The sequence below is a fragment of the Achromobacter maghribensis genome, from assembly GCF_057334215.1.
In genome coordinates this window covers 182,296-185,985 of record NZ_JBHFII010000047.1, presented here as the reverse complement: position 1 = coordinate 185,985, position 3,690 = coordinate 182,296, and the positions used below count along the sequence as shown (strand labels likewise).

Below are 3,690 nucleotides of genomic sequence, written 5' to 3'. Positions count from 1 at the left end.
CCGGGGGCGTCGCGCGATCAAGCGTCGCGGTAGCCCGCAGCGACCAGTTCGAAGCCGAACAGGCGGCAGTCCAGCGCGCCGTTATGCAGCGGCACGCGGCGCTTGGGCTTCAAGCGCATCTGGTTGGGCAGCGTCAGGTCGCTGGTGATGACATGCAATTGCCAGCCGGCGAAATTGCGCTTCAGGCAACTGGCCCAATCGCGCCACAGGTCCGCGTCCGGCTCGGTCAGCATGCGCTCGCCATAAGGCGGGTTGGTGACGATCCAGCCGTGGTCGGCGGGCGCCGCGATCTCGCGGGCATCGCCGATTTCAAAGCGGATGGAATCGGCCGTCAGCCAGGCGCGTTCGGCGTTGTTCTGGGCGAATTCAATGGCTTGCGGGTCCAGGTCGTAACCAACCAGGGGCGCCTCCAGCTGCGGCAGGATGCGCGAGCGGGCATCGTCCTTCAGGTCGCGCCAGCGATAGGCGTCATGGTCGCGCAGGCGTTCGAAGCCGAACGGGCGCGAAATGCCCGGGGGCACGCCCAACGCGATCCAGGCGGCTTCGATCAGGATGGTGCCCGACCCGCAGAACGGGTCGAGCAACGGGGCCGCCGGGTCCCAGCCCGCCAGGGCCAGCATGCCGGCCGCCAGGTTTTCACGCATCGGGGCTTCGCCCTTGTCCAGGCGCCAACCGCGCTTGAACAGTGATTCGCCCGAAGTGTCCAGGTACAGGGTGGCGGTGTGGCCCGTCAGGAACAGGTGGACGCGTGCATCCGGTCGCACCGTGTCGATGCTGGGGCGTTCGCCTTCCAGTTCGCGCAGGCGGTCGCAAATGCCGTCCTTGGCGCGCAGATTGCAGTACTGCAGGCTTTGCACCGGGCTCTTGATGGCCGAGGTGTCCACGCGCAGCGTCTGCTCGGCGCCGAACCAGCGTTCCCAGGGGGTGTCGCGGGCCAGGTCCAGGATGTCGTCTTCGTGCGAGATCTCGGCGTGCGCGACCTGCACCAGGATGCGGGTGGCCAGACGCGAATACAGGTTGGCGCGCTGCACGCCGGCCCAATCGGCCGTGAACGAGCAGCCGGCGCGGCCCGCCTTGGCGTCTTCGTAGCCCAGCGCCTGCATTTCCGCCGTCAGGGCCTCTTCCAGGCCTTGCGGGCAGGGGGCGAATATCGTGAACACTTCCGCCTGGCGAGGTTCGCGCGGGCGGCGGCTGCGGGTCTCGACCGTCGGGGCGCGGTCGCGGGAATCGTCGCGTGCTTCGGCGAAGTCCGGCTGGGCGTCCTGGCCTTGATCCGGCACGTGTCCGTGGTCGGTCTCGGCGGCGTACTCCGGCGCGGGACCGTCGTCTTCAAACGGATCGTAGAAGCGTCCCGCCGGCGTGGCGGGGGCGATGTATTGGTCGTCGCGCAGGCGCGGCGCGCGCTGCTGCGGACGCGGCGGGCGCGAACTGGCGCTTGCGCCGGCGTCGCGGCGCGTGTCGTCGGAACGGCTGCGGGCCGCGGGGGCGCGGCCAGAAGACGTGCGATCGGACGGTGCGCGATCAGACGAGCCGCGGCTGGATGCGCCGCGCTCAGACGAGCTCCGGCTAGGGGCGCTGCGCTCAGACGAACCTCGGCCAGGCGCGCCGCGATCATATTGACCGCGCTCGGACTGGCCGCCGCGCGGCGCCTGCCCGCGGGGAGCGGCGCCGCGGCCGCCCGCGGCCGGTTTGCGAGCGTAGCGCGCCTCTTCTTCCTGGCGGCGCTGGTAGCCTTCAGGGTCTTTCTGGCGTTCGACGTTTTCGCGGGTGCGCTCGATCTGGGCAACCAGCCGGGCGCGGGCGCCCGTGCGGGTGCGCTTGGGCGCTTCTTCGGCGTGGGCGTCGCGCGCCGTTTTCTTGATCGTCAGCGTCTTGCGCGGACGGTCGTGTTCATCAGAGGACATACGAATCCTGGCGAATGTGCAAAGGTAGGGGGAATCAGAAGGGTTTGACGACGACCAGCGCCACCACCACCAAGAGCAGCAAGACGGGAACTTCGTTGAACCAGCGATAGAACTTGTGCGAACGGGTATTTTTGCCCTGTTCGAATTTACGCAGCATCAAGCCACAGGCGTGATGGTAGCCGATGACGAGCAGGACGAAAAAGAGTTTGGCGTGCATCCAGCCATTGCCGGGGCCCACGCCGATGCGATAGCCCAGGTACAGCCACATGCCGAACACGATGGCGACCACGGCAAGGATGGTGGTGAAGCGGTACAGCCGGCGCGCCATGCCCAGCAGCGTGGCCTGTACGGAGGCGTCCGTCTGCTGCGCCAGGTTCACGAAAATGCGCGGCAGGTAGAACAATCCGGCAAACCAGGAAGCGATAAAGACAATATGGAAGGTCTTGACCCAGAGCATGGCCATGGCGCGATCCGATTGAGGAAAGCCGCATTGTAAGGCCGGCGCCGCGGCGAGCTTTCCGTGGGCCGGCGCGTGAACTCAGATGACGTACAGGTCCACGTATTCGTGTACCGGCATGGCCTCCAGCGCCTGCTGGTCCAACGATACATCCAGGATGCGGCGCTGCTGCCGGGCCGGGAACATGCGCGCCAGGTTGGTCCGGAACTTGGCTTCCAGGAGCGGAATGCCGTCTTGCCGGCGGCGCTTGTGGCCGATGGGGTATTCGCAGACGATCTCTTCAAACCGCGAGCCGTCGGTGAACTCGACCGTCAGCGCGTTGGCGATCGAGCGCTTGTCGGGATCGTGGTAGTCGCGGGTATAGGCCGGATCCTCCACGCAGACGATCTTGTCGCGCAACGCGTCGATGCGCGGATCGCGGGCGATGTCGTCTTCGTAGTCGGCGGCCGTCAGGCGGCCGAACAGCACGGGCACCGCCACCATGTACTGGATGCAGTGGTCGCGGTCGGCGGGATTGTTCAGCGGGCCTTTCTTGTCGATGATGCGGATGCAGGCCTCGTGCGTGCGGATCGTGATGGCCTTGATGTCTTCCGCGCGCTTGCCTTCGGCGCGCAGGCGGTCGTGGATCTGCATGGCGCATTCCACGGCGGTCTGCGAATGGAATTCGGCAGGAAACGAGATCTTGAACAGCACGTTCTCCATCACGTAGCTGCCATAAGGCCGTTGGAACCTGAACGGCTGCCCCTTGAAGAGCACATCGTAAAAGCCCCAGGTCTTGGCGGTCAGCACCGACGGATAGCCCATTTCGCCGGTTTTGGCGATCAGCGCCAGGCGCACGGCGCGGCTGGTGGCGTCGCCGGCGGCCCAGCTTTTGCGGCTGCCGGTATTGGGCGCGTGGCGGTAGGTGCGCAGGCTTTGGCCGTCGACCCAGGCCAGCGACACGGCGTTGATCACTTCATCGCGGTCCAGTCCCAGCATCTGCGCCACGACGGCGGTGGACGCCACCTTGACCAGTACGACGTGGTCAAGCCCGACGCGGTTGAAGGAGTTTTCCAGCGCGATGCAGCCCTGGATCTCATGCGCCTTGATCATGCCCGTCAGGACGTCGCGCATGGTCAGGGGCGGCTTGCCGGCGGCGACCGCGGTGCGGGACAGCCAGTCGGCGGTGGCCAGGATGCCGCCCAGATTATCCGACGGGTGGCCCCATTCGGCGGCCAGCCACGTGTCGTTGAAATCCAGCCAGCGGATGATCGTGCCGATGTTGAACGCGGCCTGCACCGGGTCCAGCTGGAACGACGTGCCGGGCACCTTGGCGCCGTGAGGCACCAC

Annotated in this window: 3 protein-coding genes; all 3 read right to left on the bottom strand. The window is 66.9% G+C overall.

The window, feature by feature from the left end; genetic code table 11:
- Positions 1–17 precede the first annotated feature (17 nt).
- On the bottom strand, positions 18–1,391 hold the full coding sequence (locus ACE039_RS20800) for a THUMP domain-containing class I SAM-dependent RNA methyltransferase (RefSeq protein WP_485823345.1): 1,374 nt from the start codon (positions 1,389–1,391) through the stop codon (positions 18–20).
- 547 nt (positions 1,392–1,938) lie between these two features.
- Positions 1,939–2,367: a CopD family protein gene (locus ACE039_RS20795; RefSeq protein WP_175216749.1), complete on the bottom strand. Its 429-nt coding sequence runs from the start codon at positions 2,365–2,367 to the stop codon at positions 1,939–1,941.
- A gap of 75 nt (positions 2,368–2,442) precedes the next feature.
- On the bottom strand, positions 2,443–3,690 hold a 1,248-nt coding region (locus tag ACE039_RS20790), incomplete at its 5' end, for a bifunctional 2-methylcitrate dehydratase/aconitate hydratase (protein WP_485823235.1).

What these genes read in the sequence shown, in the direction of transcription:
- ACE039_RS20795 (WP_175216749.1), bottom strand. Translation starts at nt 2,367, where the DNA reads ATGGCCATGCTCTGGGTCAAGACCTTCCATATTGTCTTTATCGCTTCC.